Origin of the sequence: Stutzerimonas frequens (assembly GCF_024448335.1) — a bacterium.
Classification (GTDB): Bacteria; Pseudomonadota; Gammaproteobacteria; order Pseudomonadales; family Pseudomonadaceae; genus Stutzerimonas; species Stutzerimonas frequens.
The window spans coordinates 33,434-56,844 of the sequence record NZ_JAMOHM010000018.1; the positions used below are offsets into that span (position 1 = coordinate 33,434).

21 protein-coding genes and 2 pseudogenes are annotated in these 23,411 nt (G+C 61.0%); 16 read left to right on the top strand and 7 right to left on the bottom strand.

Annotated features, from left to right (window positions below):
* Nucleotides 1-2: 2 nt before the first annotated feature.
* Nucleotides 3-134, top strand: a pseudogene (locus tag NAO55_RS19240) (methyltransferase); the annotation flags it as partial.
* A gap of 159 nt (nt 135-293) precedes the next feature.
* Here the strand turns inward: NAO55_RS19240 and NAO55_RS19245 are convergent.
* Nucleotides 294-1,205 carry a LysR family transcriptional regulator gene (locus NAO55_RS19245; RefSeq protein WP_102839739.1) on the bottom strand — a complete coding sequence of 304 codons (912 nt, stop codon included), beginning with the start codon at nt 1,203-1,205 and terminating at the stop codon, nt 294-296.
* A 215-nt stretch (nt 1,206-1,420) separates the two neighbouring features.
* On the opposite strand from NAO55_RS19245, the gene NAO55_RS19250 reads away from it, so the two are divergent.
* The 12 genes from NAO55_RS19250 to NAO55_RS19305 all read left to right on the top strand — a co-directional run bounded on the left by NAO55_RS19250 (nt 1,421) and on the right by NAO55_RS19305 (nt 12,930).
* A complete protein-coding gene (locus tag NAO55_RS19250; RefSeq protein ID WP_197932484.1) occupies nt 1,421-2,740 on the top strand; it encodes a hypothetical protein in 1,320 nt (439 codons plus the stop codon).
* 236 nt (nt 2,741-2,976) lie between these two features.
* Nucleotides 2,977-4,044 carry an ABC transporter substrate-binding protein gene (locus NAO55_RS19255; protein ID WP_232244567.1) on the top strand — a complete coding sequence of 356 codons (1,068 nt, stop codon included), beginning with the start codon at nt 2,977-2,979 and terminating at the stop codon, nt 4,042-4,044.
* Complete coding sequence (locus NAO55_RS19260; RefSeq protein WP_082643946.1) at nt 4,041-5,090, top strand: FecCD family ABC transporter permease; 1,050 nt, start codon at nt 4,041-4,043, stop codon at nt 5,088-5,090. Before NAO55_RS19255 ends, NAO55_RS19260 begins: the two co-directional genes overlap by 4 nt.
* Nucleotides 5,090-5,944, top strand: coding sequence for an ABC transporter ATP-binding protein (locus NAO55_RS19265; protein WP_017679335.1), 855 nt, complete (start codon nt 5,090-5,092; stop codon nt 5,942-5,944). Before NAO55_RS19260 ends, NAO55_RS19265 begins: the two co-directional genes overlap by 1 nt.
* On the top strand, nt 5,941-6,459 hold the full coding sequence (locus NAO55_RS19270) for a hypothetical protein (protein ID WP_017679334.1): 519 nt from the start codon (nt 5,941-5,943) through the stop codon (nt 6,457-6,459). Before NAO55_RS19265 ends, NAO55_RS19270 begins: the two co-directional genes overlap by 4 nt.
* Nucleotides 6,456-6,902 carry a phosphonate C-P lyase system protein PhnG gene (gene phnG, locus NAO55_RS19275; RefSeq protein ID WP_197687382.1) on the top strand — a complete coding sequence of 149 codons (447 nt, stop codon included), beginning with the start codon at nt 6,456-6,458 and terminating at the stop codon, nt 6,900-6,902. The genes NAO55_RS19270 and phnG overlap by 4 nt, the downstream gene beginning before the upstream one ends.
* 8 nt (nt 6,903-6,910) lie before the next feature.
* On the top strand, nt 6,911-7,465 hold the full coding sequence (locus NAO55_RS19280) for a phosphonate C-P lyase system protein PhnH (protein ID WP_227513163.1): 555 nt from the start codon (nt 6,911-6,913) through the stop codon (nt 7,463-7,465).
* The gene (locus NAO55_RS19285; protein WP_058063314.1) at nt 7,465-8,511 is read left to right on the top strand and encodes a carbon-phosphorus lyase complex subunit PhnI; all 1,047 of its coding nucleotides are present in this window, start codon (nt 7,465-7,467) and stop codon (nt 8,509-8,511) included. The genes NAO55_RS19280 and NAO55_RS19285 overlap by 1 nt, the downstream gene beginning before the upstream one ends.
* Nucleotides 8,508-9,320, top strand: coding sequence for an alpha-D-ribose 1-methylphosphonate 5-phosphate C-P-lyase PhnJ (locus NAO55_RS19290; protein ID WP_047234949.1), 813 nt, complete (start codon nt 8,508-8,510; stop codon nt 9,318-9,320). Before NAO55_RS19285 ends, NAO55_RS19290 begins: the two co-directional genes overlap by 4 nt.
* Nucleotides 9,313-10,077 carry an ATP-binding cassette domain-containing protein gene (locus tag NAO55_RS19295; protein ID WP_017679329.1) on the top strand — a complete coding sequence of 255 codons (765 nt, stop codon included), beginning with the start codon at nt 9,313-9,315 and terminating at the stop codon, nt 10,075-10,077. The genes NAO55_RS19290 and NAO55_RS19295 overlap by 8 nt, the downstream gene beginning before the upstream one ends.
* Complete coding sequence (locus tag NAO55_RS19300; protein WP_058063313.1) at nt 10,077-10,691, top strand: ABC transporter ATP-binding protein; 615 nt, start codon at nt 10,077-10,079, stop codon at nt 10,689-10,691. Before NAO55_RS19295 ends, NAO55_RS19300 begins: the two co-directional genes overlap by 1 nt.
* Nucleotides 10,692-10,806: 115 nt before the next feature.
* Entirely contained in the window at nt 10,807-12,930 is a 2,124-nt protein-coding gene (locus NAO55_RS19305; protein WP_102839737.1) for a TonB-dependent receptor, read from the top strand.
* Between the two features lie 224 nt (nt 12,931-13,154).
* Here NAO55_RS19305 and NAO55_RS19310 read toward each other — a convergent pair.
* Nucleotides 13,155-13,781, bottom strand: a pseudogene (locus NAO55_RS19310) (serine hydrolase); the annotation flags it as partial.
* A 134-nt stretch (nt 13,782-13,915) separates the two neighbouring features.
* Here NAO55_RS19310 and NAO55_RS19315 point away from each other — a divergent pair.
* Both NAO55_RS19315 and NAO55_RS19320 read left to right on the top strand, forming a co-directional pair.
* On the top strand, nt 13,916-14,845 hold the full coding sequence (locus NAO55_RS19315) for a TraX family protein (protein ID WP_232244568.1): 930 nt from the start codon (nt 13,916-13,918) through the stop codon (nt 14,843-14,845).
* A gap of 172 nt (nt 14,846-15,017) precedes the next feature.
* Entirely contained in the window at nt 15,018-15,638 is a 621-nt protein-coding gene (locus tag NAO55_RS19320; RefSeq protein ID WP_102839736.1) for a tyrosine-type recombinase/integrase, read from the top strand.
* Nucleotides 15,639-15,671: 33 nt separating this feature from the next.
* Here NAO55_RS19320 and NAO55_RS19325 read toward each other — a convergent pair whose 3' ends face one another.
* Genes NAO55_RS19325 through phnC form a run of 5 tightly spaced genes read right to left on the bottom strand, consistent with a single transcriptional unit; the run spans nt 15,672 to nt 20,062 of the window.
* Entirely contained in the window at nt 15,672-16,526 is an 855-nt protein-coding gene (locus tag NAO55_RS19325; protein ID WP_003118389.1) for a LysR family transcriptional regulator, read from the bottom strand.
* Nucleotides 16,520-17,530: a phosphonate dehydrogenase PtxD gene (gene ptxD, locus NAO55_RS19330; protein WP_003152798.1), complete on the bottom strand. Its 1,011-nt coding sequence runs from the start codon at nt 17,528-17,530 to the stop codon at nt 16,520-16,522. The genes NAO55_RS19325 and ptxD overlap by 7 nt, the downstream gene beginning before the upstream one ends.
* A gap of 8 nt (nt 17,531-17,538) precedes the next feature.
* The gene (gene phnE / locus NAO55_RS19335) at nt 17,539-18,366 is read right to left on the bottom strand and encodes a phosphonate ABC transporter, permease protein PhnE (RefSeq protein ID WP_003298907.1); all 828 of its coding nucleotides are present in this window, start codon (nt 18,364-18,366) and stop codon (nt 17,539-17,541) included.
* A gap of 8 nt (nt 18,367-18,374) precedes the next feature.
* Nucleotides 18,375-19,238: a phosphate/phosphite/phosphonate ABC transporter substrate-binding protein gene (gene phnD, locus NAO55_RS19340; protein WP_003117866.1), complete on the bottom strand. Its 864-nt coding sequence runs from the start codon at nt 19,236-19,238 to the stop codon at nt 18,375-18,377.
* Nucleotides 19,235-20,062 (bottom strand): phosphonate ABC transporter ATP-binding protein, encoded by an 828-nt coding sequence (gene phnC, locus NAO55_RS19345; protein ID WP_003117867.1) that lies wholly within the window; start codon nt 20,060-20,062, stop codon nt 19,235-19,237. Before phnC ends, phnD begins: the two co-directional genes overlap by 4 nt.
* 455 nt (nt 20,063-20,517) lie before the next feature.
* Here phnC and NAO55_RS19350 point away from each other — a divergent pair, with 455 nt between their 5' ends.
* On the top strand, nt 20,518-23,367 hold the full coding sequence (locus NAO55_RS19350) for an AAA family ATPase (RefSeq protein WP_102839735.1): 2,850 nt from the start codon (nt 20,518-20,520) through the stop codon (nt 23,365-23,367).
* Nucleotides 23,368-23,411: the final 44 nt, after the last annotated feature.

Sequence of the window (23,411 nt, forward strand, 5' to 3'; positions counted from 1 at the left end):
GCAAAGGTGGCGAACTGTGGATCGTCGGCAACCGCCACCTGGGCTACCACCTCAAGCTCAAGCGGCTGTTCGGCCAGGTCGAGCAGGTCGCGGCGACGCCGAAGTTCGTCATCCTTAAGGCGACCCGAAAATAAACTAACCAATTGTTCTATAAGAACAAATATTTATCCTTGCAGCTCCCACACAACGCCAACACAGCTTGCAGTAACTCCCAACTCATTTTCATCTGCACAATCACTCCTTGCGCCCCGGACGACACCGTCCCGGCAGGTCGAAGCGCTCATCGAACGACGTCAGGCGCACCCACCGAATCTGAGACTGCACAACTTGCTCGCGATCTCCGGCCCCAAGGGGAAGGACTGGCGCCAAATACAGCCCAGCACCCTCTCCCCGGACAGGTTCTCGGGCAGCGGGATCAAAGTTAGATTTGGCGGCAACGGCATGCTTTTCACCCATCCGTGCGGCAGCAGTGCATGGCCATAGCCCTCACAGACGAGTGCAATGCGGTGCCCAACACTTAGGCCAAATGCCCGTGCCAGGCCGGAGGTCAGCAAAGGCTCCAAGCCTTGTGCGACTCCCGGCGGCACAAAGTCGTCCTCATTCAGCGGCAGCAGCCCGAGCCCGGAAGAAAAAACCGGCTCCAATTGAGGAATCTCTTGATCTGAACGGGTAAGTAGCACAAAACCTTCGCGAAAGAGCTCGGCGTACCCTAGGCCATCGGGAATATCCTGTCCGGCCGTGACCAGAATGTCGATCTCGCGGTTGAGTAGCCGGCGTAGCAGCCCTTGATGCATACCGCAGACGATCTCCACCCGTGTCTGTGCCGAGTGTTCGCGGCACAGCATCAGGATTTGCAGTAAATCCAGCGGGGCCAGGGAGGAGATGACGCCCAACCGAAGCGCTTGGCCAAAAGGTGTTGCCGAGTCATCGCGCAGCGCCTCCAGACGGGTAATCCCCTCCAGAATTGCCGCTATTTCATCCAGCACCACTTGCCCGTAGACGGTGGGCGTGGTCTTGCTGCCTCGCTCGAAGATAGCCCCGCCTAGAACCTCCTCGACCTTCCTGACCTGGTAAGACAGTCCGGAAGTGGAAATCTCCATCGTTTCGGCTGCCAGACGAAAGCTGCGTTGCTGAGCCACGGCCTCGACCAGCAGCAAATCACGGATAGATATTGATGCCAGGCGGTTCGAAATTACTTCACGCATCGTTTAACTCATTGAGTTTTACTTGACAAAGGCGAGCATTAGAATTCATTTACTTCGTCTAAGTAAATACGATTTTCATTCTCATTATTAACAGAGAAGTGACGAAGCCGAAGACCAAGAGACGCACCACCGCTCCCGGCAAGAGGCGAGTCGGCTGCTTGTGCAAACACCAAGTGCCGGCCTGGAGCCGAGCCCCCCTCTAGCGGCGAGCGACCATGCGCAACATTGCCCTGATACTCAACAGTGACCAACCTCGTAGCGGTGTGTTTGCCGACTACCCCCACGGCAACTCACTCGGCATTCCCATGTATGCCCTAGCCAGCACCGAGCTGTCGGCATTTTGCTGCATCGTCATCACCAACTACGCCGATCAACGCGAACTGCTGCGCTGCAGGGTGCAGTTGCAGCGCTATCTGCAACAAGGCGGGAAATTGGTCTTCAACGGGCACGTGGTGTACCCCTTCCTGGATGAGCTGCAGCCCTACAAAGCTACGCACGAAACTGGCCTGGCGGGATTGCAGGTATACAACCTTAATGCTCACCCGATCTTCACCGACATCGAAAACAGTGAGCTGACCTATCGCAAGGGGGTTGCCGGCTTTTATGGCCGCGGCTTCAATCCACCGCCAGCCGGCGCACAGGTGCTTACCGAGTTGGGCAGCCAGGCCCGCCTGCCGCTGGACTGGCTCTACACATACCCTGGCGGCGGCCAATTGCTGGCGCATGCCGGCAACGACTTTCTGTCCTTCAGCAACGCACCTTCCGCGCACGGCATGCGTCAGGCGTTTTACGAATGGGCCGCCGCCACGCCAGTGCCCGGTGCAGGGGTTGCAACGAGCAAGGCGGCACGATACCTCGCCGAGCTGTTCCCGAAGGCGGACCCCACAACGAGCCTCGACAAAGCACACGCCGCACGCGTGTGCTTTGTCGAGGGGGGTACCTATTTCCACCACCGTACCCTGCACACACCCGAGTTCGCCCCTTACTTGCAGATGCACCGCCATGTGCTCGATCTAACCCCGGACGACTTCGCCGCCGCAGACACCCTGGTGTTCTGCTGTGACACCCGCGGCGACCTGATCGCCCGCCATCGCAACGCCATTGCCCTGTTTCTGGAGCAAGGCAAGACCGTGGTAGCCATGGGTAACACCAACCCACAGCAGTGGCTGCCACAGGTTCGCTGGACCGACTGTCCACCCACCAACTTTTGGTGGTGGCTCACCCCCGGAGCGGACTCCGGCCTGCGCCTGGTATGGCCCGAGCACTCGCTGTTCAACTACATCAGCTTGACCGATGCCACTTGGCACCAGCACGGCTCGTTTGCCGTCCCCGAAGGGGCTCGCTCGCTTATCGACAAAGAAGGCTGCGGCTCCGTGCTTTACGAAGACAGCCACTCCACGCCCGGGCGCCTGATTGTTACCTCGCTGGATCCCTGCTACCACCACGGCAGCTACTTCATGCCGGCCACTACGCGCTTTCTGCGGGGCTTTTTGCCTTGGCTGCACGCACACACCCGAGCCGAGCTGCCGATCTAGATGTCTGTCCAACCTGCCACGCCAGGCGCTAGCGCCGCATTACCAATAAGCGGGCGCGTTGGCGTACGAAATTACTTCACGAATAGTTCCAATCATTAAGTTTCTCTTGATTTTTAACGGGGATAGAATTATACGCAAATGATAATCAACAAGATTTGAGACCTGCACTTTCGGTCTCATATCAAGCAAAAGTGGCTCACATGGTGCACAGATATCTCACACTCAGTTTGGCCGGTTTGCTGGCCAGCGCGCTGCTCCAGGCCTCCGACGCACTCGCACAACCCCTTGTCTTCAGGGATGTAGTGGGCAATGAAATCGCGCTCAAGGCACAACCGCAGCGCATCGTGACGCTGCCCAACCCGGCTGCGGCAACCCTGATTGCCTTGGATGGCAGCGCCCGGCGCATCGTGGGCATGAACCAGACATCCAAACACGCCTTCGCAGACGGGATGATGGATGTCATGTTCCCCGAAGCCGCCACCATCACCAGCGACATCTTGGCCGAGAATGGCGGCTGGCTGCCCAATGTCGAGGCCATCGCCGCCCTGAAGCCGGATCTGGTCATCCAATGGGGCCGGCGCGGCGACGATATCGTGGCCCCTCTGCGCAATGCTGGGCTGCCGGTTGCCTTGATGGTCGGCGGCGGCAACGGCGGCACGGAAGAGCTGGCGCGCGAGAACATGCGCATGGCTGCCGAGATTACCGGCCAGATACCCAAACTGGCGCAACTGCTCGACTGGCGTGACCGAGTCATGGTGCAAATCGGCAGTACCCTGGCCAAGGCCGGTGAGGTGCAGATGCCGCGCATCCTGCACCTGCGCGCGGCCAACACTCACCTGACCGCCACTGGGCGCAACAGTTACCAGCACGGTTTTATCGAGCTGGTAGGCGCACAGAACGTGGCCGCCGAGCTGGGGGTGGAAAGCTCGGTCACCAGCGAACAGATCCTGGCCTGGCAGCCAGACATCATCCTGCTGTCTTCAGCCGATCCCGAGGCCCTGCCGCAAAGGGTGTACGACGACCCCATTTTGTCGCACCTGTCGGCGGCGCAACACCAGCGTATCTACAAGACGCCGCAGGGCGGCTACATCTGGGACAGCGCCTCCCCGGAAAATCCGTTCACCTGGATGTGGCTGGCCAATCTCGCCCACCCGGAGCTTTTTGCCTTCGACCTGCGTCAGGAGCTGCGTCAGGGGTTCAGGCTGCTCTACGATTTTGAGCTGTCGGACGCCGATATCGACCGCATCCTGCGCCTGGACGTGAATGCCGGAGCGCGCGGCTACCAGGTGTTTTCATCGCCATGAGTGCATCGACCGATTTCCTCGTCCCACCCGCGCAACGGCTGATCCAGAACCTGCTGCGCACGTTGCACTGGCCGTTACTGGTAGGCCTTTTGCTATCAGCCGTGTTGCTGGGTCTGACCACCGGTCGTTACTCACTGACGACCGGGCAGATACTGCAGGTGCTCTGGGATGCCGCGCACGGCCTTGAAGACGGCAGCGTCGATACGCTGGTGGTACTGAACGTGCGCCTACCGCGCACTCTTCTGGCAGCCCTGACCGGTGCTGGGCTGGCCATCTGCGGCGTAGCCTTGCAGACCCTGTTTCGCAATCCGCTGGTTTCGCCCAAGGTGCTGGGCCTGTCGTCGGGCTCGGCGCTGGGCGGCACTCTGGCCATTCTGGCCGGGCTGAGTGGTCCGCTGCTGATGGGAGCGACCTTCCTGTCGGCCTTTGGCGCGCTGTTTCTAGTGGTGCTGATTGCCAATGTGGCTGGCCGTACGCTGGTCGCCATCGTGCTGGCAGGCATTGTCATCGATGCCTTGTTTGCCGCTGGGGTTTCGCTGGTGCAGTACGCAGCCGACCCCGAAAGCAGCCTGCCAGCCATCGTCTTCTGGCTCATGGGCAGTTTTGCCTCGGCCAGCTGGGACAAGCTCCAGCAGGTCGCGCCGGTACTGCTGGTGAGCATTTTCCTGCTGCATCGTATGCGTTTCCGCATTGCCGTGCTGGCGATGGGCGACGACGAGGCGCGGTCCTTTGGTATCCGCGTTGGGCAGTCACGCATAGTGGTTTTCCTGCTGATTTCGCTGGTCATCGGCGCCTGCGTGACGGCCTCCGGCGTAGTGGGCTGGGTGGGGCTGGTCATTCCCCACATGGCGCGCCTGCTGGTGGGTGAGGACCAGATGCGCCTGTACCCGAGCACCGTGCTGCTGGGGGCGTCCTTCATGGTCTTTACCGACACCCTGGCACGCAGCCTGACCGCCTCGGAAATCCCCCTGGCCGTGCTGACCGCGCTGATCGGCGCCCCGGTATTCATCTATTTGCTCTGCACACGCAAGCGCAGGGGGTTCTGATGCACACCACAGACCACGGCATCCACGTGCGCATGTGCAAGGCCGAAGTGCGCTTTGGCCCACGCTGCATCTTTCGCGATCTCAGCTTTGCCGTACCCAGAGGCGAGACCATGGCCATTCTTGGCCCCAATGGGCGCGGCAAGACCACCCTGCTCAAGGCCTTGCTCGGCTCGCAGCGCCTGACCCAAGGCCGGCGCGAGGCACCCCGGCTGATCGGCTATGTGCCGCAGCACCACCATGGCGGCGAAAATCACCACTGCATCGATGTGGTGCTGATGGCCCGAGCCGCGTTGCTGCCGATGTTCTCCGTACCCTCACGGCATGATCACGATCTAGCGCTGCGCGCGCTAGATCATGTCGGCGCGAGGCATCTGGCTCAGCAGTGTTTTGGCAGCCTCTCCGGCGGTGAGAGGCAGATCGTACTGCTGGCACGAGCCCTGGCAACCGGCGCAGAGCTGCTGGTGCTGGACGAACCGGCCGCGGCGCTGGACCTGGCCAACCAGGATCTGCTGTTGGGGGTGCTGTTCGAGCTGCGTCGCCAACGCAGCCATACCGTGATTTTCACCACCCACCATCCCCAGCACGCACTCTACCTGGCCGATAAGGCACTGCTGATGCACGAAGGTGACAACGTGCGCTTTGGCATGGCCAGCGAGCTGCTGAGCGAAAGCGAGCTCTCCCAGCTCTATGGCATGCCTTTGCGCCGCCTTCAGGTGCAAGCAGGCGAGTACCAGCAAAGTACCGTGTTCCCGCTGTTTGGCTTGCGCAAACAGAACTGCCAATGCCCTCACGAGATATCCCGGCGGGGGATTACCCCTGCTTCTTCCCCTGGAACCCAAAGGAGCTTCCAATGAAACACGATGCTATTTCCTATCTGGAAAACGGCGAAGAGTTCACCGTCACCTGCGATGAGCTGCTCAAGTACCACGGACCGGGCTATCCGGGCGGCGTGGTGCATGGACTGAAGGTGATGCAACGCGCCTGGCCACTGCTCGACGAGGGCCGCCTGCCTGAACGTCGCGAAGTACGCTGCGTGACCGCCTTTGGCGGCCCCGGCGGTCGCGATGCAATTGAGTTCGTCACCCGAGGCCTGACCGAAGGGCGCTATATCGTTGACAAAGCGCTGGGTGAAGGCGTGGAAGAATCTCCAGGCGGGCGCTACTACTTCCGCTTCGAATACCGTGGCAAGGCAGTGGAAATCACCATTCGTCCGGGTCATGTGCGCCCCGAGTTCATCCAGTTGGCACGCAAGCAAGACCGCACTCCCGAGGAGGAAGCTGCACTGGTCAAGATGAAACTTGAGATGAGTGGCCGACTGATCAGGATGCCCAGCGAAGAGCTCTACGACGCCAAGGTTATTGCCGCATGAGTGGAATGGCACAGCAGGAGCGCACTCAGTGGCTGGGGCTTCTGTCCCGAGCTGACTGCGCCTGGCTGGAGCAGCTCTGGCTGCAACTGGAGCAGCACCTGCAGCCCCGGATGCTGGCCGGACCTGAGACCGGCATGCTGCGCCTGACCACCCAGGCCAGCGGCTCGCCGGTGGGCTTCCAGTTTGGCGAAGCCACCTGCAGCCGCTGCGTGGTCGAGATCGGGCTGCACCGCGGTTACGCGGTGCAGCTTGGCTCCGACCTGCGCAAGGCCCAGCTCTCGGCATGCCTCGACGCACTGTTCCAGGGTATGGCGCCCACCGAGCGCGCCGCCTGCCTGGAGCCGATAAGCCTACGCCTCGCCGAACAACAGGCTGAACGCGAGCGCCTGGTAGCGGCGACCCGCGTGCACTTTTACACCACCAAGACCTCCGGTGCCTCATGAGAATCCCCTTGCAGGCATCTGCATCCTTATCGTTCCAGCACCAGCAGGCCAGAGCTTATCGCACGTTACTGATGGCCTTTGCTTACCCCGCTCGCCTGCAGCAACTGGAGGTAGGCGCCATGCAGGCCTGCATCGACTGCCTGCTGGACACCGCGACCCGGGTTGCCTTGAGTGTTGGCAGCCATGCCTGGTGCGAACGAATCCTGGCCACCGGAGCCATGCTTTCATCACAGCCCGAGTGGGTGTTCGCCGGTCCAGCACTGGCCGATCTTGACAGCATTCCGACCGGCAGTCGCGAGGTACCCGAGGAGGGTGCCACAGTGGTGATCGGCGTTGAGGCATTGTCCGAAACCGCCTTGCACACCCCCGGCGAGCTGTGCATCGGTGCCCGGGGCGCGGGCCTGAAAGAGCCCACACTGCTGTTTGTCAGCGGTCTCAAGCGCGGTGTCATCGAACACCACCAGGCCTGGCATGGCGAGTACCCGTGCGGGGTGGACCTTCTATTATGCGCGGGGCGTCAGGTTGTGGCCCTGCCCCGCCATCTGACATTGGAGCTACGTTGATGTACGTCCCGATCAAGGGTGGCGAGCAGGCCGTTGCGGCGTCCCGCCTGGCCGTGGAGCGGGCGCGGCGCGGCGACGAATCGCTGGCCGATATCGAGATTGCCCAGATCATCGCGCAGATGGGCCTGGCACTCGACCGGGTCATGAGCGAAGGAGGGCTCTACGACCCGCGCCTGGCCGCCATTGCCTTCAAGCAGGCCCAGGGTGATCTGGCCGAAGCGATTTTCCTGTTGCGCGCGCACCGCGCCCGTCTGCCCGATTTCGGTCTGGCCGCGCCGATCGACCTGACGCAACTGCGCTATCAACGGCATATCTCGGCTACCCAGAAAGAGCTGGCCGGCGGGCAGATCCTAGGGGCCACTTACGACTACACCCACCGGCTGCTGGATTTCAGGCTGGAAACCACACAGCCTCGTCCGGAGCTTGAGCCGTCAGTCGTTGGCGCGGATCAAGCGTTTGAGTCTCCGCTGAACGATCATGCCGAGCTGATTGCCCAGGAGGCCGCACAAGACCCTGTGGACATCACCCGCACCCCATTGTCAGCCAAGGCCACGCCCAGCGAGCGGCTGGCTCACCTGGCGCGCGGCGAGGAAGGCTATCTGACCGGGCTGGCCTACGAGCGCCTGCGCAAGGCTGGGGCAGCCCATCCTTATGTGGCCGAGCTGGCCATGGGCAGCGTGGAGGTGGTGGTGGAGCTGGAGGACATCGGCCTGAGCGTGTCCATCGGTGATTTGCCGCTGACGATCTGCACCAGCCTGCAACCCAATCTTGGCGACACACCACACTTGCAAAGCGGCTTTGGCATTGCCTTCGGCGCCAATGAGCGCAAGGCGGTAGCGATGGCGGTGGTGGACCAGCACATCAAGGCCGGACAGGCCCATGCCGATGTGCTGATGCACTGCGATGGTGTGGCGGCGGCGGGCTATGTCAGCCATCTCAAGCTGCCGCACTACTCGGACTTCGATGCCGATATCGCCCGGCTGCGAAGGATACGCGCCCAGCAAGCGGCAAGCGCGAACCGCGAACAGAACCAGAGCGACTCATGAACTACGCCTATCTCGACCAGCCCTCCAAGCGCGAAATCCGTCGCAAGATCCTCAAGGCACTGTGCCTGCCGGGCCGGCAAATTCCCTTCAGCGCACCGGAGCTGCCGATAGCCTATGGCTGGGGTGTCGGCGGCATGGCCATCACCGCTGCGCTGCTGCATCCGGGCGACCGCCTGAAGGTGGCCGACCACGGCTCGGACGAGACCGTCAATGCCCTTAACATCCGCGACTTCTTCGCCAGGACCGCCGGTATTGAAACCACCCGAGAAACGGCGACCGCCAGCCTGATCCAAACACGCCAGCGGGTGCCCGAAATGCCGCTGTGCGAAGGCCAGGTGTTGATTTATCAGGTGCCGCGCCCTGACCCACTGCGCGGCTTTATCGACAGCGCTCGCGAGGCGCGCCTGCGCCACGCTCACCACGACTACGGGCTGGTACGCACCGCGCTGTTCGAGATGTGGTCGCGCCATGGCGAGGCCAGCCTGGGCTATGACCATCCGGTGGTCGTCGCAGGCGGCGCGCTCATGTCGCCCTCGCCGGTACCGGCCATGGACAACGCCCGCCTGCACCTGATGCCCGCTCCGCAGATTTTCGGCGCGGCCCGCGAACGCCGAGTTTACGCCCTGCCCGCCTACTGCCCGGTGCAAAGCCTGGCATTCGAAGACGTGGACTGCATACCACCGAAGGTGCCCGGCAACTGCCTGATCTGTGGCAGCACCGAGCACTACCTCGACAACATCGGGACCGGCGCAGCCCCCCACTGGGTGTGCTCGGACTCCGAAGCCTGCCGGAGCCGCTCCCGTGTTTGAACTGCCACCACCGGTGCTGGAGCTGCGCGATGCCTGCCTGAACCTGGGTAACCGGCGCGTGTTGAAGCACTGTGATCTGTGCCTGTACCCCGGCGAGGTGCTGGCCATTGTCGGCCCTTCGGGGGCGGGCAAATCCAGCTTGCTCAACGTTCTGTCGGGCCGACAAGCACCCAGCACCTGCGCGCTTTTCCAACTGCAGGGGCAGGATGTACGAGCCAGTGAGCACCATACCGTCCTGCAATTGCGCCGCCGCGCGACCGGGTATGTCGCGCAGGATGCCCACCAGGCCCTGGATCTGCACCTGAGCGCCGCCGCCAATATCGCGCGGCGCCTATTCGACCTAGGCCTGAACCATGCCGGCGATGCGCTGACACAGGCCAGGAGCTGGATCGAGCGCCTGGGATTGGCGCCCGGGCGCGCACATGAGCCAGTCATCCAGTTTTCCGGCGGCATGCGCCAGCGCATCCAGATTGCTGCCGCCATGGTGCATGGCCCGTCTGTGCTGTTTCTCGATGAGCCCACCTCGGGGCTGGACTCGGTGGCCCAGGCCGCGCTCATCGACATACTGATGCAGCTCAAGCATGAGCGCGCCACCTCGATGCTGTTCGTGACCCACGACCTGCGCCTGGCCCGGCTGATTGCCGACCGGGCGCTGGTCATGGATCAGGGCCGGATCGTCAGCGAGGCGGTTATCGACCGACTGTTGACCGAGCCGGATCACCCCACTGCCCAGGCACTGGTCAAGGCGGTGCTGTGATGAACCGGCCCACCGTGCAACTTAGCGTTTACAGCGACATGCTCAAAGGCCCGGCCACCCACCTGGTAGCCGGTTCCGGCCAGATCGTCCATATCTGGGGGGCATCCGGGGCGGGTAAATCCACGTTGCTCTCGCGTATCTGGGGCAGCCGCAGCATGGGCGGCGGCCAACTGAGAGTAGAGATAGACGGCACCACGCTGGATCTGGCCGGCATGCCAGCCGCCCGGCTGGCGTTTGTCCGCCCACGCCTGATGACCTATGTGGAGCAGCGTCCCACCGTGCTGCCGCGCATCAGGATGCGCGACTGGCTTTGCGCTTGCTCTGCTAGGCAACTACAGGCGGGGCTTGAGCAACTCGATCTGGCGTCCGGTCTGCTGCAGCGCTGCTCATCGGATCTGTCCGGTGGTGAGTTGCAGCGCTTTGCCCTGTTGCGGGCCTTTTGCTCGCCTGCGCCGATCCTGTTACTGGACGAACCCTGCACCGGGCTGGATCGGAGTCGCTACGAGCACGTCGTGGAACTGCTCAGGCAGGCCAAAGATAGCCATCGGCTGGTGATCTACACCAGCCACGCGCCGACATCCTGGGCCGATCAGGAATTGGAACTGCCTGGTTAGCAGGCCCTGCCCATAGCCCGTAAAGCTGCCCAGCCGAAGATGTCATCAGCGCCAAAATGTGAATACGTCTCATCTGCGCAAGAAAATACCTATCAATTGGATAAGGAGGTTTGAAGTGCTCAACACACCATGCGCCCACCCGCTACGGGCTCCCTCATTCAGCGCCCTGCTCCTGCTGGCCGCTCCGGCCATCGCCAGCTCCGCACAGCCTATCGAGTTGCAGGAGTCGGTGATCGTTTCCGCCAGCCGCTCGGTCGTCAGCATCGAGGAGTCCCCTCGTACCATCACGGTTATCGACTCGCAGCAGATTCGCGAGTATCTCAATGCTGGCGGTATCCAGCGCCTGCTCGTCGAGGTACCGGGTATCGAGTATGCGCGCAGTGGCGGTCTGGGTGGGCAATTGGTGATCCGCGGACAGAACAGCAACAGCGGTCGCACGGTACTGGCAATCGACGGCGATCGTCACCGTGGTCGCAGTACTCTGGAGTTCAACCTGCTCGACCCCAACGCCATCGAGCGCATCGAGATCATTCGCGGCCCAGCCTCGGCGCTGTACGGTTCAGATGCGATGAGCGGCGTGGTCAACATCATCACCCGCCGCGCCCATGTCGAGGATGGCCAGGACTTCTCGCTGGCGCCCAAGCTGCGGGCTGCCGAATGGTCGAGCAATGGCAACATGTACGGCGTGCGCGGCGAGTTGGTTGGCGGAGGCAATGGTTTCGACGTACTGATCGGACTCAACCAGCGTACCGCCAACGACTACGATAGCCCCCTCGGCAAGGTGGACAACAGCGACTACGACAGTCGGGGGCTGGACTTCAACCTCGGCTACCGAACCAGCACTACGGCGCGCTGGGAACTGTCCGGGCGCTATCAGCACGTCACCACCGGTCGCGCCGGCGGCCTGGGTGCCGCGCCTGGCCCCGACTTGCTGGAGGTTCGCGAAGATCCTCTGGTCGAACGCTACCTGCGCCTGAGCTACGCCAACCTGGCCTTCGACGACTGGCTCGACACCCTGGATGCCAGCCTCTATGTCCGCCAGATCAAGACCGATAGCTACCAAGTCAACCGCAAGAACGCCACGCGCGATGTGGCGACTCACCAGAAGAACCATTCTCCGACAGTGTTCGGCGGCCACCTGACCGCCACCCGGCAGATCGAAGATCACCAACTGAGCTTTGGTGGCGACTTCTTTAACGAGGCAGCCGACGGACGCAAGAGACTGCAACAGCGCTACAACAAAGATGGCACGCTGCAGGCCGAAGGTACCTGGAATACCTTGGAGCGAGATACCGAGCAGACCAGCTTCGGCCTGTTCGTCAGCGACGACTGGTACCTCAACGAGCGCTGGTCGCTGGCCGGGGCCCTGCGCGGCGACATGGTTCAGGTCAAGGTCGGCAGCGGCATCACTGGCGAAAACAGCGCCGTCACGCGCGCCTACCAGGGCAACACCAACAATCGCCACAGTGCCCTTAGCGGCAGCCTCGGCGCAGTGTACCGACTGACGCCCGACTGGCATCTGGTGGGCAACCTGAGCCGCGGATTCCGCGCACCCTCCGGCCAGCAGATGGCGCGGACCAGTGTCGCCGCCACTCTCACCACCCTACCCGCACCAGACCTTGAGCCAGAAACCAACCTCACCGCCGAATTCGGCGTGCGCTGGTATGGCGAGCAGAGCCAGGCCAGTCTGAGCGCCTACCAGAGCCGCTACGACGACCTGATCGACCTCGTTTCTGTCAGCAGCGGTGTGATGCAGCAGCAGAACATCAGCAAGGCCATCATCGAAGGCATCGAGCTGGAGGGCAAGGCCCGGTTGCTTGGCCCCTGGAGCATGCGCTATGCGCTGGCGGCCACCCGCGGTACCAATGAGGCCGAAGATCAGCCACTGGACGGCATCGCGCCGCTCAGCGGCCAACTGACCCTGCGCTACCAGGCCGATCGCTGGTACAGCGAGGGCAAGGTGCGCGGCTATCGGGGCAGAACCCGCATTGACGACAGCCAGGAACGCAAAACCGCCAGCTACGCCATGGTCGACCTGTATGCCGGTAGCGATTTGAGCCAACTGTTCGGCGCGCAGTGGAAACATTGGAAGGTCAGCGTCGGCGTAGAAAATCTGTTCGATCGGGTCGGACGCAACCCGACCACAGCCGAAGATCTGGCCTACTCCAACGACCTGCTCGGCAACCCGCTGGTCGAGCCGGGCCGCACGGCACAGCTCAAGCTGCTGGTGGACTACTGAGGCGCCGCCCTGCCCTGCTAGTCGCTGTTGCTCCGACAGAAGGCAATTCCGTCGCTGCAACTCAATGCCGGGGGCACGTGCTCCAGCCCCCGTAGAGTCTGCTCAGCTCAAGCGCTAATACTATCGAGATACAAAGGCGGGGCAATCAGCCGAACGGAGCTGACCACTCGCACGGACAACGGCTCGCGAGCATGGCTAGCGCCTACAGTAGAGCCTCGCACCCTTCAATTGCCCTCCGCGTCGGCACGCAACAACGCCTGGCTGATCGCCTGCCCGACCTGCTCGAACAGGCGCCCGGCCTCGCTGCCTTCGTCAAGCGCTTCGGCGCAGGCCACCACGACGATCGCGCGGGTTGCATCCTGCGGCTCGATGACGCCGACGTGGCAGGCGCGCTCAAGCTGCGTGCCGGTCTTCTGGATAAAGGGCACATCCTCGGGCAGCCCGGCTTCGAGGCGGTAGTTGTCGTAGGAGCCGAGCTTCATGTCGTCATACAGCAGCGCGCGGCTCTGCGCGGACAAAAGCTCGCCACGCACCAGCTTTTCCAGCATCGCGCCATAGGCGACCAGGCTGCTGGCATTGAGGTTGCGCGCGTAGTAGCGCTCGTAGGCCTCCTCCATGCTGGCGGCTTTCAACTGTTCCGGCTGCAGGTCCAGCGCCTTGGCCACGGCCTGGTAGCGCGGTTTGCTGAAGGGCGCGGAGGCCAGTTCCACCAGCTGCATGTTTTCCAGCCGTGCAGCATCCGGGTGCACTTCGCCATAGACGTCGCGGCGCACCTGGGTGAAGGTGGTGATGGCCTCGAAAAAACCGCCCATGCTCTTGCCGGTACGCGCGTTGAGCTGGTCTTCGCCCACTGAAAGCCACCCGAAAACTCGCGGCTGAAAGCTTCCGCCAGCTACCCCAAGCCGAAGCCTTAAAGGCTCACCCGGAGCTAGCAGACGCTTATGCCTCCATCGCCTCAACGCGGGTTACAGCTCGGGATCACGGCTTGAGTCCAGAGCAGCGGCATGTGGTTATGGCGCGCACCCGGCTCAATATCGCCGCCGCGATAGAGCGGGGCACCACGCCTCAACCCGATTATTTCCGCACAGCATTTGACTCAACAAAGCCACCGGCTGCAGCCGTCAGGGCCGAGGTCAAGCAAATGTTTGCCCTGGAGCCAGATAGCAAGATCAACGCCGGGAACATATCGGCCAAGGTTGCTGTAAACGACCTGCAAGCCTTGCGGCTTGAAGGGGTCGCCAATGATCGTGCAGCCGCAGCCCGGACGATCATCGAAAAGCTCAATGAAATCAGGAGCAGCAGCACAGAAAGCGGGAGGGCAGAAATCCGCAACGGTGCAATGGCAGTTGCAGCCCTTTGTGGCGCGGATAAGGCATTGGCTGCTGAAATCTCAAACGCCGCAGACCTTGAGTCTAATCAGTATATTCCGGTCATCATCGACCAGGGCCATGTGCACCATGGCAATCGCAGCAGCGTGCAGTTGGCGGCGGCAGCACTGATCTGCTCTGTGTTGATGCATCAGCACCTGATGTACGGTGCCATCGGAGTGTTGCTGCCAGCTGCCTTTGTCCTGGGTCTCAAGGGGCTGCGCTGGTGGTGGCTGCCTGCTGCCTTAGCGGTATTGGCCAATGGGCGAAACCGATGGGTTGTGGAATCGGCGGTAACCCCGGAGACACTTCTTATATTCGTCACAGCAAGCGGGGCCGCGATTCTGGGGCTTGTTCTACTGCGCTGCGCCATCTCCTTTAATGTCTGGCCAGTCAGCCGATGGGGCTACTGGTTTTACCCAGGACATCTGATGGTTCTTTATGTGCTGCGTGGTGTGGTCGTGGCAGAACGCTATTGTGCAACACCTGCCCTGTCCAGTGCGGATGCGAAGCGTCGCTGGCCGGAGATGCCTTTGGAGGAGTTGTGAAAGGTAGATTGCATCATCAGTAGTGGATAACTGAATCGCCCCTGTTGCCCTAGGTGCTTGTGACGTACGGTGATGGAGCGGGCGCAGCCGTTCATGAAGGGCAGCTCCTGGCCGGTTAGCGACCACCGTTCAGGCTAGCCATTCTTGTCCTCCCACACGTGGAGGACTTGCTATGAACATCATCGCTACCTGCAGCCGCCAGCCCTGGAGCAAAGGAAAACTGGTCGGACAGAAAACCCCACTCCGACTGAGAGATATCTGGGCCATCCGAGTAAGGCTTCAAATTGCAGAAAGAACTCGGGATCTGGCTCTCTTCGACCTGGCCATCGACAGCAAGCTTCGAGCCTGCGACTTAACCAAGCTCCGTGTGCGGGACGTTGCCCATGGTGAGCAGGTGTCATCACGAGCAATAGTGATGCAGCAGAAAACACAGCGGCCAGTGCAGTTCGAGATCACTGAGCAAACTCGGGCGGCGCTCGCGGCTTGGATACATCAAGTACAGCTCCGCGGCGAGGACTACCTGTTCCCGAGTCGACTGCATAACTCAGACCATCTATCCACTCGTCAGTACGCCCGTATCGTCAAAGGCTGGGTGAAAGCCATTGGCCTTGACCCAGCCATGTATGGCACTCACACAATGAGACGCACAAAGGCATCACTGATCTATCGCAGGACGAAGAACCTGCGGGCCGTTCAACTGCTGCTCGGCCATACGAAGCTGGAGAGCACCGTTCGATATCTGGGAATTGAGGTCGATGACGCCTTGGAAATGGCGGAACAGACCGAAGTGTGACCATGTGTAGCGACGGCCAAAGTCAGGCCGTCGCTAACCGGCCAATAAGTGCCGCACAAATCCCGGCGGGTGCAGATTTCCGGGCGGTTTGCGCCAGATCAGTTGGAGACGCTTTTCAAGCCCCGGGATGGGAAGAGCTACCAGCGCGCCACTGCGAACTTCGTCTTGTACTGCGGAAGCCATCACCAACGACACGCCGAGTCCCGCCCTGACTGCTTGTTTGACTGCCTCGGTGCTGCCTAGCTGCATACCGCTGCGAGGCACGCCCAGCTCGCCAAAGTATTCGGTCAGAAGCCGTCCGGTACCGCTACCCGGTTCACCTCCCAGCATCGGCAGGTCCACCAGACGATCGCGTTCTATGCACCCTGCTTCAGCCAGCGGATGGTCGGGGCTGACGATAAGTACCAGCGGCTCGACCCGCCAGAGGCGGTGTTCGAAGTCGGGGTGAGGTAGCCACCATTCCATGATCGCGGCGTCGAGCTGGCCCGCCAGTAGCTGGTCGGCCACATCCGGGTTGGCGGCGATGCGCAGATCCACCTCGCCCCTCTCATTTGCGGTCGTCAGATAGCTGCGCACGAATGGCTGGAGAAGGTAGGTGCCGATGTTGGAGCTGGCCCCGACGCGCTCACTATTTCCATGCAGGGCTTCTAGCGCCCGGGCGTGCATGTCGAGCAAGGCGGTCGCATGCGGCATGAAGGCCAGCGCACGTGTGGTAGGCTGGCAGCCGCTACGACTGCGCTGCACCAGCGTTACGCCGACCTGCTCTTCAAGCTTCTGCAAGTGCTGCGACACCGTCGGCTGGGCCAGCCCCAACGCCCTCGCCGCGCTCTGAAAACTGCCTGTTTGAACGATCGCTACCAGGCTCTTCAGCCAGACCGGATTCAACATGCGGCAGGCTCGGCCTGGGGCAGACGGTTCGCAGCGTTGATTGGGCGCGCACCTGCCAACGCCTGGATGATGCTCTGCGCTGCACAACGTTCAATCTCCAGGCGCACCGCGCGCACTGCCGACCCTATGTGCGGAGTGAAGAGCGTATTCGGATGCGCGAGCAGCGCAGGATCGATCAGCCGCGGCCGGTCCGCGCGAGCCCAGTCTTCCATTTCGAATACATCCGCCGCATACCCGCCGAGCTGGCCTCGCTCAAGCGCCGCGAGCACGGCGGCTTCATCCACTACCGAACCACGACAGGGGTTTACAAGCAGAGCGCCCGGCCGTACGAGGGCAAGCAGCTCGGCGTTGACCAGATGCTCAGTATCGGCATTCAAGGGAAGCGCCAGCAGGATGAAGTCCGAGCTGGCGAAGAGTTCGCTGCACGCCACCTGGCGCAGGCCGAGCCGTTGCTCGGTTTGTGTATCCAGAGCCTTCGCCTCGTGGTACTGCAGGGTCGCGCCCCATCCCTGCAAGCGCTCAGCCATGGCCTGTCCGATGGCGCCCATGCCAAGGATGCCGACCGTCGCGTTATCCAGCCCCGTGCCGTAGAACTGTGGTTGCCAGCCCTGGAACTCGCCAGAGCGGACGAACGCATCTGCTGCGCGCAGATGCCGCCCCAGCCCCACCGCCAGTCCGATCGCCAGCTCGGCAGTCGGGACCGTCAACAGATCAGGCACGAAGGTCAACCAGACCCCGCGGGCAGTACAGGCGTCCACATCGAAATTGTCGAAGCCCTTGAGCGCGCAGCCGACCACACGCAGCTCGGGGCAGGCTTGGAGAAATTCTGCATCGACCCGATCGGGCATGAACGCCATCATCGCCTGAGCATCGCGGCAGCGGCGCAGAATTTCCTCGCGCGTCAGCGTGCTGTCGCTCTGGTTGGTCATCAGCTCGCAATGTGGCGCCAGCAGTTGCAGGATCTCATCGTGTACTCGGTGAGTTATAACGAGTTTTGGCAGCATGGTTTGTCCTATTTGAAACGTTTGCGCAGCACGCCACTGAAGGCGTCTACTAGCGTGACCATGGCCAGGATGACCAGCAGGATTGCTGCAACCTCCTGGTACTGCATGATGCGCAGCGAGCCCATGAGTTCGAAGCCGATACCGCCGGCGCCAACCATGCCCATCACGGTGGAGGCGCGAAAGTTGTATTCCCAGCGGTAGATCGCCACGTCGGCGAACTGCGGAGTCACCTGTGGCAAAACCGCGTGCAGCAGCACTTGCATCGGCGTAGCCCCCGCCGCCCGAGCGGCTTCCACCGGCGCTTCGTCGACGTGCTCGATGGCCTCGGCGAAGAACTTGCCGACCATGCCGATCGAATGCAGACCCAGGGCAAGCACGCCCGGCAAGGCGCCGAACCCTACGGCTGCAACGAAGATGATGCCCATGATCAGCTCCGGCACCGACCGCAGGGCATTGAGCAGCACCCGGGCAACACCGAACACAAGGGGGTGCGGCGCCGTATTGCGCGCTGCAACGAAGGCCACCACCAGCGAGAACACCACTGCGATGGCCGTGCCGGCGATGCTCATCGCCAGCGTGTCGATCAACGGGCGAATCCAGCTTCGATAGCCCGAAAAGTCTGGCGGCATGGCCTCGCCTGCCAGGGTCGCGATGGAGGGCAGCCCGTTCAGCAGCGTGGTGGCATCGAGCAGCCCCACGTACCAGCAGGCCAACAGCACCACTCCGAGTACAATTGCCACCTGCCCCAGCTGGCGCCACCAACCGAGGCCGAAGCCTCGAAGGATGTGCTCGCGTTGCTCTGCAGGCAGCGCCTGCACGTCATGATGAGTAGACATATCGGTGCTCACATCGTGGCGAAGTCGAGGCCGAGCAGCGATCCCATGTTGCGAATCACATCGTAGTCGGCGTCGGTGATTGGCGCGAAGGCCTCGGCTTTGAAGTTGCGCAGCACTTCGGGATCGTCGATACCGACGAATACATCCCGCACCTTGGTTTTCAGCTCGGGGCTCAGGTTCGAGCGCATCGCCCAGGGGTATTGGGGATATTCGCCGCTGTAACCAAGTACTTTCACCTTGCTCGGATCGATTAGGCCACGTTCGGCTACTTGATTGAAAATTACCTCCGACAGCCCACCCGCATCGGCGTTTCCGTTCGCCACGTTGACGGCAACGGCGTCATGCGTGCCCACAAAATGTTGTTCGTAGTCCTGCCCACCCGTCAGCTCGGCCGTCTCAAGAAGCACGGTTTTGGGAATCAGATGGCTGGACGTCGATGCCCGGTCACCATAGGCCATCTTCTTGCCCTTAAGGTCGGCATACTCATTCACGCCTGACGCCACATTGGCGATAATCACTGAGCGATAGGTCGGCTTGCCGTCGATGACCATGGCAGCGAAGGGCTCGATGTCGCTTTTGCTTTTGGCCATGACGTAGGACAGCGGACCGAAATACGCCAGGTCGATACGGCCAAAGCGCATCGCCTCAATCATCGAGGAATAGTCGGTGGTTACGATCAGCTGCACCTTCTTGTCCAGATGCTCTTCCAGATAATCCTTCAGCGGCTGGTTTCGCTTGATCAACTCCGAGGCGTTTTCGTCCGGCAGCAGCGCAACCTTTAGCACATCCGGATCGGCATCGGCCGCTACGGCGGACAGACTTGAAACAGCGGACAGCAAACAGGTCAATAAGAGAGCGGATAAGCGTTTCATCGGGACATCTCCAGTGAAGGTGCGAGCATGACAGGGGTTTCAGCCGGAGCAGTTGCTGGCTGAGTCGTAGAGCGGCCTGCATAGATGCGCTCAAGCTGCGCATCGGTGAGTTCCGAGGGCGCGGCATCGAAAACGATCTGAGAATCGGCCAGCCCGACGACGCGATCGGCGAAGCGGCGGGCATATTCGAGTTGATGCAGCGAAACGATGGCGGTGATGCCGTCTTCCTTGCAGATGTCGCGCAGCAGTCCGAGAACACGGACCGAAGTGGCCGGGTCGAGACTGGCTACCGGCTCATCGGCAAGAATGATCGCGGGCTGTTGCGCTAGCGCACGCGCGATGCCTACCCGCTGCTGCTGGCCACCGGACAGTTTGTCCACCCGGCTTAGCGCCTTGTCTGCCAGACCGACCCGAGCGAGGCAACTGAGCGCAATCTCCTGATCGGCACGCGGCAGAGGAAACAGCGAGCGGAGCGTGTTGTGAAAGGCCAGCCGACCGGTAAGCACATTAGCCAGTGCGCTTTGACGTTCGATTAGCTGGTGGTGCTGAAAGATCATGGCGGTACGCCGACGATGCTGACGCAAGGCCGAGCCGCTGCCGAGCTCACCGAGCTCGCTGGTGACACTGCCGCGAGTGGGCGTGACGAGTCGATTGAGGCTACGGAGCAAGGTCGACTTGCCTGCGCCCGAGAGACCAAGCAGCACGGTGAACTCACCACGCCGAAATGCAATCGAGGTATCGCGTAGGGCTGTCACGCCGCCTGGGTAGACGACGCTCAACCGGTCGACCCGCAGCACGGCGTCCTGTATCGGATGGGGCGTCATTTGATCACCTTTCGCAATATTGCTGGCCGCACAATTGCGGTTCGCGATGCAAAGGGTAGAAATTCCTTGTTAACGCACTGCTTCTAAATGATGACATTTCGATGAATGCTTCGAATCTGCCGTAGCGGGGCGGCAAGCGAAGCCGTGGAAGAACGGGCGCAACGTAGCGTCTTTCTTCACGCGGGATACAGGAAGCTTTGATTGATACTGCTGCGGATTCGCTACAGTAACGTTGGGCCAGAACGTAATGCCATCCAAGCAAGAGGGCGCACACTAGCGGCCATTAGCGGCCTCCTCCAAAGCTTAGCCGTGGCATCCGTCGGTTTTATCAGGTGAGGCACCAGGTTCAGATCGGCAGCGCGCAACATTAGCGAAGGCCCTCGGTACTTGACCTAGCGGTGATGGTTTTCTGATTTCAGTCCGGCTACGATCATGCGCCTCAGGGAGGAGGCGCAATGAGCCAGTACCTTTTGAGTTTTGCAAGGCAGCATCTTGAAGGGCGCACTGACGCATACCTCGTGCTGCTCTGGTGCATGTACCAAGCGAACCAGAGCAAGGGGCGCTATTCCGACCACATCAAAACGCACATCACGGCGGCAGCTGACCATCTGCTGGGCCGCAACTACCAGCGCATCGCCACTCGCTTCAAAAAGGTGCTCGACAACAAGCCAGAACTGGATCGGATACCGCCTTCCGGCCTTGGAGCGTTGGACTACCTTCGCGTGAAAAACTTCCGAGGCTTCGGAGAGTTTGGCCCTGACGACAACGGCTCCTTCATCCGCTTCAGCAAGTTGAAAAATATCTTCTACGCACCCAATGGCGGTGGTAAATCGTCCTTGTGCGAGGCGTTGGAGTTCGGCACCACTGGAGACATCAAGGAAGCGTCTAGGCGCAAGACCAAGCTTAGGCAGTACATCTCCCGGGGAGATATTCGGCACCAGCTCTTGCTGATGGGAGCGGACAAGCTTCCGGTCAAACCAAGCATCAGTTGGTCGAGTTGCTTCATAGACCGTAACCGCCTTCAGGAGTTTTCGCTGCTGGGTTCCAAGGACACTGGCAGTGTCGAGAGTGATGTCCTGGCGACCCTGTTTGGCTTGGAAGAACTCCAGGAGGTCATTGCACGGTTCGTCCGGCCTGAAAACTTCTCGCTCAAGACCTTCATGCGTGCCGACCAAGCCGAGGCTCTGGAGGCCCTGGAGCGCACATGCGGCAGCCTAGGCCAGCTGAGGCGTCAGCACAGGGCAGACCTTCGGGTATCAATTTCCCAAATCTGCGAGCTGCTAGGGCTGCGGTCAGATCAAGACTATGAGATTCGCCCCAAGGTATTGCGGCTTCGCAAAACGATAGAAATGCATATCCGTGGAGCTGAGCGCCTTCGAGCCGCCAAAGCTCCGTTCGCTATCCCGCTGAAGCAGGTGAGGCGCATCTGTGCTATCGCTCAGCGCTTGCTCCACCGCAGAGCCGATATCGAGATGCTATTTCTACAGAGGGCCAGTGAGGTCAATTATCGCGCCGTCTTCGAGGCCTTGGAGGCCATCGAGCTGCAGTCGGGGGCAACTTGCCCTGCGTGCCTGACGCCCCTCGACAAGGTGACGGTGAACCCATTTGAGAGGGCGCGAGAGCAGATTAAGGCGCTGGGTGCATTGGAATCCCTGAAGCAATCCAGGCTGCGAAATGACGCGCGGATCGCGCTCTGGGCATCACGAGTCGCCACGGGACTCAGCGCGGTAAAGGGCAATGAGTACGCCGACGTACCCTGCCAGCTGAAGATGGACGAGTTGGAAGCGGTGCTTGCAGAATTTCATGCCGCTACCGATCGCTCGGAGGTGGCTCCGTCCGTTCTCGACTCATTCCTGAAACTCTGCGCCGAGCGTGCAGATCAGATCGAGGCTTACCTGCGTAACTGTGAGCGCAAGTGCCGGGAGGTTGGCCAGGCAGAAGCCCAGGCAGCCCGTCTTGAAGCACGGGTGGTGCAACTGAAAGCGATTGATGATTCATTGAAGCAGCTGTTCGACCGTAAAACGCGTGCGGAGAGCGAGTTCAAAGCCGGCAACGGCCAAATGGCAGACTTGGTAAGACAAAAAGCGGCCTTGCTCAACGATGCAGTCGACAACAGCCGCTTCAACCAGCTGCTCAAGGATCTGGAGGCTGAGTACCGAACGCTGTACCGCGACCTGCTGGATTACAAGCTTGAGCTGGAGAAAGCGAGAATCACCGGGATCGAAGCCAAGGCTGCCGAGTACTACCGCGCTATCAACAACCACGACGATGACCATGAGCAGATCGCGTCGTTGAGCTTCGACCGGCTGGCGGATAGCTACCGGATCAAGATCACCAACGTGGACGGATCATTGCTCGATGCGTTTGCTGTGCTCAGCGAAGGGCATCTGCGGGCGTTGGGCCTGTCCATCCTCCTGGCGATGGCTGAGAAAAACAACTTCCCGCTCATCGTCTTTGATGATGTCGTCAATGCGATCGACACCGATCACCGATCAAACATTATCGACCTGTTCTTCAGCGATGCTTACCTGCGCCGGATCCAAATGGTTGTCACCACCCATGACCGCCTCTTCTGGGAACGATTCTGCATCGTCGCCGACCGTCACCCTCAGTGCGAACAGTATACCAGCCATGTGCTCAGCTACACGAACAAGGGCATCGTGGTGATTGATCACGAGGGTGGTTTCCAGAAGAAAGTCTACGTGGCGCTGTCGGTCTTCGACGTCCGTCAGGCGTTGCTTTATTGCCGTATTTGGTTCGAATCCATAGTGCTTGAGTTTTGCATCGAAAACGGCGTCACAGTCACGGCCAACTTCAAAAAGTCGCAGCTGAAGAAGAGCATGTATCTGCAGGTCAGCCTGGAGCACACCTTCTCGTTGGTGAAGCCTTTCATCGACTACGACCTGTCGTACTTCGATCTCATCAAGAATGACTTGGTCAACTGGAGTGGGCAGAACCAGGAGCATCACGCCTTCGACGAGGGCAGTCTGAACTTTGTGCACTCCAAGACTAGCAGTGAAGTCTTGAGAATCTACGATGCCATCCGCTTCTTGGAGTGCCAGCTCTTCCCGGCGAGGAAAAAGGAGTCCGGGGAGAAGTACCTTGCCGAAGTTAATGAGAAAATCGAGAGAAGCCAGAGGAAGTTGGCAGGGCTCGCTAAAGCACCAGTAGAAGTGCAGAAGGAGCATCAAGCAGCTTTAAAAGCTCTGGAAAAGCGCGCCGTCGAGCTCGATCAGGAGCTTCAGTTCATCGAGCAGTGTCTCGCCAGCGTCGCTCAACGCGAGCAAGCTAAAGAACTGCCATGATCTCTACTCGGCTTGGCACAGATCTGGCTGCTTTGGGCTGAAAT